The 4,624-nt window shown below is 74.8% G+C and carries 6 protein-coding genes; 3 read left to right on the top strand and 3 right to left on the bottom strand.

Annotation, left to right across the window (positions count from 1 at the left end; genetic code table 11):
* Positions 1-145 precede the first annotated feature (145 nt).
* Complete coding sequence (locus ACFUVW_RS19680; RefSeq protein WP_430572986.1) at positions 146-895, top strand: SDR family NAD(P)-dependent oxidoreductase; 750 nt, start codon at positions 146-148, stop codon at positions 893-895.
* On the opposite strand, the gene ACFUVW_RS19675 is transcribed toward ACFUVW_RS19680, so the two are convergent.
* Together ACFUVW_RS19675 and ACFUVW_RS19670 are read right to left on the bottom strand one after the other, a co-directional pair.
* Positions 849-1,271, bottom strand: coding sequence for a DMT family transporter (locus tag ACFUVW_RS19675; RefSeq protein ID WP_430572985.1), 423 nt, complete (start codon positions 1,269-1,271; stop codon positions 849-851). The two genes, ACFUVW_RS19680 and ACFUVW_RS19675, sit on opposite strands and share 47 nt — an antisense overlap.
* 1 nt (position 1,272) lies before the next feature.
* Positions 1,273-1,587, bottom strand: a complete 315-nt coding sequence (locus ACFUVW_RS19670; protein WP_430572984.1) for a DMT family transporter — start codon at positions 1,585-1,587, stop codon at positions 1,273-1,275.
* 100 nt (positions 1,588-1,687) lie between these two features.
* Between ACFUVW_RS19670 and ACFUVW_RS19665 the strand changes: the two genes are divergently transcribed.
* Entirely contained in the window at positions 1,688-2,251 is a 564-nt protein-coding gene (locus ACFUVW_RS19665) for a TetR/AcrR family transcriptional regulator (protein WP_430572983.1), read from the top strand.
* 4 nt (positions 2,252-2,255) lie between these two features.
* Here the strand turns inward: ACFUVW_RS19665 and ACFUVW_RS19660 are convergent, their stop codons facing one another.
* Positions 2,256-3,221, bottom strand: coding sequence for a DUF5937 family protein (locus ACFUVW_RS19660; RefSeq protein ID WP_430572987.1), 966 nt, complete (start codon positions 3,219-3,221; stop codon positions 2,256-2,258).
* Positions 3,222-3,300: 79 nt separating this feature from the next.
* On the opposite strand from ACFUVW_RS19660, the gene ACFUVW_RS19655 reads away from it, so the two are divergent.
* Complete coding sequence (locus ACFUVW_RS19655; RefSeq protein ID WP_430572982.1) at positions 3,301-4,590, top strand: MFS transporter; 1,290 nt, start codon at positions 3,301-3,303, stop codon at positions 4,588-4,590.
* Positions 4,591-4,624 lie beyond the last annotated feature (34 nt).

Raw genomic sequence — 4,624 nt, 5'->3', positions numbered from 1 at the left:
ACCCCGCCCAACCACCCGGCGGTTTTGGTGGGTTTCGGGGCCCTTTTTCGTGGCGTACCGGGCCACGATCCCACCCACAACGCTGGGCGCGGGGTGCGGGGCGCCTACGCTGAGACGGCATCCCCGACCGTCCCGAGGAGGACCCATGCCGAGCAGCGCCCGCGTCGCCGTCGTCACCGGAGCCAGCAGCGGGATCGGCGCGGCCAGCGCCCGCGCCCTCGCGGCGGCGGGCTTCCACGTGGTCCTCGGCGCCCGCCGGATGGACCGGCTCGAGCAGGTGGCCGCCGAGACGGGCGGCACCGCGCTCCCGCTCGACGTCACGGACGACGCGTCGGTCGCGGCGTTCGCCGCCGCCGTCGAGGAGCGGCTCGGTCGTTGCGACCTGCTCGTCAACAACGCCGGCGGCGCGCTGGGGACGGAGTCGGTGGCCGACGCCGACCTCGCCGACTGGCAGCGCATGTACGACATCAACGTGCTGGGCACGGTCCGCGTCACGAAGGCGCTGCTGCCGAGCCTGATCGCCAGCGGCGACGGCCAGGTCATCACCATCGGCTCCATCGCCGGCCGCGAGCCGTACAAGGGCGGCGCCGGGTACAACGCGGCCAAGCACGCCGAGGCGGCGCTCACGCGGGTGCTTCGCCTCGAGCTGCTGGGCCAGCCGGTGCGGGTCAGCGAGATCGACCCCGGCATGGTGCACACCGACTTCTCGCTGGTCCGCTTCAAGGGCGACCAGGAGAAGGCCGACGCCGTCTACGCCGGGGTCGAGCCGCTCACGGCCGAGGACGTCGCCGAGACGGTGGCGTGGATCGCCACCCGCCCGGCGCACGTCAATGTGGACCAGGTGCTCCTCATGCCGCGCGATCAGGCCGCGGCTCAGGTGGTCCACCGGCGCTGAGCTCGCCCTCCGGCGCGCTCTCGTCGTCGTGGCCGACCACCTTGAGGCCGATGGCGCAGCCGATGATGCCGACGAGGAACAGCGCCTTGAGCAGCGACGCCGTCTCCGTGCCGGTGACCATCGCCCAGGCGACCGTGAGCGCGGCGCCGACGCCGGTCCAGATGGCGTAGGCGGTGCCGATCGGGATGTGCTTCGCGGCGTAGCCCAGGCCGAGCATGCTCGCCGCCAGGGCGACGACGAACACGATGGTGTCGCCGAGCACCGTGAACCCGTGGCTCGCGTCGAGGGCCGTGGCCCACACCGCCTCCAGCACCGCGCTGGCCAGCAGGACGGCCCAGGCCAGGCCGTTCGCGTTCTTCGTGCTCTTCGCGCTCATGTCAGCTCACCACCTTGAGTCCGACGACCGACCCGACCAGGCCGACCAGCAGCAGGGCGCGCGCGACGGTCAGCCGCTCGTCGCCGCGCACGATGGCGACCAGCACGGTGAGCACCGCGCCGATGCCCACCCACACGGCGTAGGCCGTGCCCACCGGGATGGTGAGCATCGCGTGCGCGAGGCCCCACATGCTCAGGGCCAGGCCGACGACGAACACCGCCGTCGGCACCGGTCGCTTGAAGCCGCGCGACGCGGCCAGCGCGGTCGCCCACACGGCCTCCATCACGCCGGCGGCGATGAGGATCAGCCAGTCCACGGCTCCCACTTCCTCTCGGTCGGGATCTGCTGGGAGGTCTTCGCACGATCGTGCGAAGACAGTTCTAGCACACTTCGCACGACTGTGCGAACATGGGCGGGTGCCCCAGAAGCTCGACCGCGACGAACGCCGCCGCCAGGTGTCCGAGGCCGCATGGCGCGTCCTCGTGCGCGACGGCCTCGAGGCCCTCTCCGTCCGCAACGTCGCCGCCGAGGCCGGCCTGCCGCAGAGCTCCCTGCGCTACACCTTCCCCACCGTCGCGAGCGTGCGCGAGCGCGCCGTCGCCCTCGTCCTGGAACGCCTGCAGGAGCGGGTGGACGCGGTCGAGGGCGGCGAGGGGTGGCCGCGCGCCGTCCTCGCGCAGCTGCTGCCGCTCGACGCCGAGCGGCGCACCGAGATGGAGGCCTACCTCGCGCTCGGCACGGCCGCGATGACCGACCCCGCCCTGCGCGAGGGCCACCGCGCCGCGCAGGACGCCATCCGCGACGTGTGCGCGCGGGCGCTCGCCGCCCGCACCGGCCGCCGGTCGTCCGACGTCGAGGTGCGCGAGCTGCACGCCCTCGTCGACGGCCTCGCGCTGCACGTCGTGCGGCAGGAGCCCGACGGCGACGCCGGCTGGGCGCTCGACGTGCTCGACGCGCACCTGGCGCGCATCGCGGGCTGACCGCTCACTGGCGGACCGGGCCCACGAGCGCGTCGCCCACCTCCGAGCGCAGGTACAGCACGGACCGGCCGGCGCGGGCGGACGTCAGCAGCCCGGCGTCGCGCAGCACGCGCAGGTGCTGGTTGACGGCGCTGGTCGTGACGTCGAGGCGGCGCGCCAGCTCGGTGGACGACGCCGGCTGCTCCAGCGCGGTGAGGAGGCCCGCCCGCGCGCGGCCCAGCACGGCGACGAGGGCGTCGTCCGCCACCTGCCGCTCGGGCTGCCAGAGCGTGCCCGTGCCGCGCGCGCCGTACATGATCATCGGCGGCTCGTCGGGCGAGATCGGGCACGACGCCCCACGGGTGAACAGCGTCGGGACCAGCGTGAGCCCCTCGCCCGCCGTGGAGCGCCAGCGCGTCAGCGTGTTGGTCGTGGAACGGACGCTCACCACGCCGTCGGCGAAGGACACCCGGTCGGCGAGGTCGGCGAACATCGCGCCCGCCCCACGGGCGGAGATCACCGTGCCGCGGTGCACGACGTCGGCCTGGAGCACCGTGCGCATCCGTGGCCAGTCCGGCGTGAAGCACGCGTCCCAGTAGTCGGTGAGCGCGTCGAGGATCCTCCGCCGCAACGCCGGGACCGGCCCGCGCAGCGGAGCGGGCAGCCCGGCCGGGTGCACCTCGTCGAGGTCCTGCGCCACGACGGCGTCGTCGACCGCGGCCACCGCGGCGAGCTCGTCGTCGAGGCGCGTGAGCGGGCTGCGGGGACGCGGCGTGAGGAAGTCCGGCGTCCACATGGACGCGTTCGTCAGCGCGAGCAGCATGTCTCCGTCGAGCGTGGCGCGGGCCTCCTGGACGCGGCGTAGCCACGGCAGGTGCACGGGGAAGCGGCCCGGGTCCCGCCACGCCCGCAGCGACAGCACCAGCTCGTTCAACGGGGAGACGGCGAACCGCACGTCGGCGAGGTCCATCCCGGCCAGCTCGTAGTGCATCCATCCCACGGGTTGAGCATAGATGTAGCGCAGCGCTACATCCGTTCGCGCGTCGGACGAACGGGCGCCTACTGGTGCCGTGATCCAGACCCTCCTGCCACGGGACCCCGTGGCGCGCGCCCTCACCGTCTCGACCATGGCCCTCGCCACGTCGAACGGCGTGTTCTACGCCGTGTCCGTCCTGTACTTCACACGGGTGGTGGGACTCTCCGCCGGGACGGTCGGCCTCGGGCTGGGGATCGCGGGCGGCGCCGGCGTGCTCGGCGCGTTCCTCGCCGGACGCTGGTCGGACCGCGTGGGCGCGCACCGCGTCCAGGTCTGTGGCGTCGCGGCGCAGGCAGTGGCCCTCGCCGCGTACTCGTTCACGGCCGACGCGGTGAGCTTCACCCTGGCGGCCGTCGTCGCCGTCGGGGCGCGCGGGGTGCACTCCACCGCGCGCCAGGCGCTCCTCGCGCGCTGGTTCACCGGGCCCGAGCGGGTCGAGGTCCGGGCGCGACTGCGCGTCGTGATGAACGTGTTCATCGGGCTGGGCACGCTCGCCGCCGCGGTGGCCCTGCTGCTCGACACGGCCGCCGCGTACCGCACGGCCATGGTCGCGACGGCGGTGCTGCTCCTCGCCGCCGTCGTGCCGCTGCTCGTGCTGCCGCGCCGCGTGCCGGAGCTGGCCGAGCGGATGCTCGCGGACGCGTCGTCGACGGCGGGCGTCCAGGCCGCGTCGTCCGGTGCCGACGTCGACGACGAGGCCCCCGCCCGTCGCCCGTGGCGCGACCGCACGTACGTGGCGAGCGTCGCGCTGAACGCCGTCGTCGCGATGCAGTTCGGGGTCATGACCGTGGGCGTGCCGCTGTGGGTCGCGACGACCGACGCCCCCACCGCCGTCGTCTCCGCGCTGCTGGTGGTCAACACCGTGATGGTGGCGCTGCTGCAGGTGCGGGCGTCGCGCGGCACCCACGACGTGCGCGGCGCCGGGCGGGCCGTGCGCCGGGGCTCCGTGCTGCTGGCGGCCGCCTGCGTGCTGTACGCGGTGGCGGGGTACGGCAGCCTCGTCGCGGCGACCGCGCTGCTGGTGCTCGCCGCCGCCGCGCACTCCCTCGGCGAGGTGCTGTCCGAGGCCGGCGGCTGGGGCATGGCCTTCGAGCTGGCCGACCCGCGTCAGGCCGGCGCCTACCAGGGCCTGTCGCAGACCGGCTACGCGCTCGCCGGCATGGCCGCGCCCGTCGTCGTCACCGCGCTGCCCGTCCGCTTCGGCACGCCCGGCTGGCTTGCGCTGGGCGCGATCTTCGTCGTCGCCGGCACCGGCGCGGCGTGGGTCGCGCGGCGGGCGGCGGACGCTCGGCCCGTCGACGACGTCGTCCCCGTCGCCGTCTGACTCCGGGCGCGGCACCCTGCGCTCACGGCGGCAG

Source organism: Isoptericola sp. NPDC057391 (genome assembly GCF_042668085.1).
Taxonomy (GTDB): Bacteria; Actinomycetota; Actinomycetes; order Actinomycetales; family Cellulomonadaceae; genus Isoptericola.
Note: the sequence above shows the minus strand (reverse complement) of the source record. Positions and strands in the feature narration are given on the sequence as shown.

What these genes read in the sequence shown, in the direction of transcription:
- ACFUVW_RS19680 (WP_430572986.1), top strand. Translation starts at nt 146, where the DNA reads ATGCCGAGCAGCGCCCGCGTCGCCGTCGTCACCGGAGCCAGCAGCGGG.
- ACFUVW_RS19675 (WP_430572985.1), bottom strand. Translation starts at nt 1,271, where the DNA reads ATGAGCGCGAAGAGCACGAAGAACGCGAACGGCCTGGCCTGGGCCGTC.
- ACFUVW_RS19660 (WP_430572987.1), bottom strand. Translation starts at nt 3,221, where the DNA reads ATGCACTACGAGCTGGCCGGGATGGACCTCGCCGACGTGCGGTTCGCC.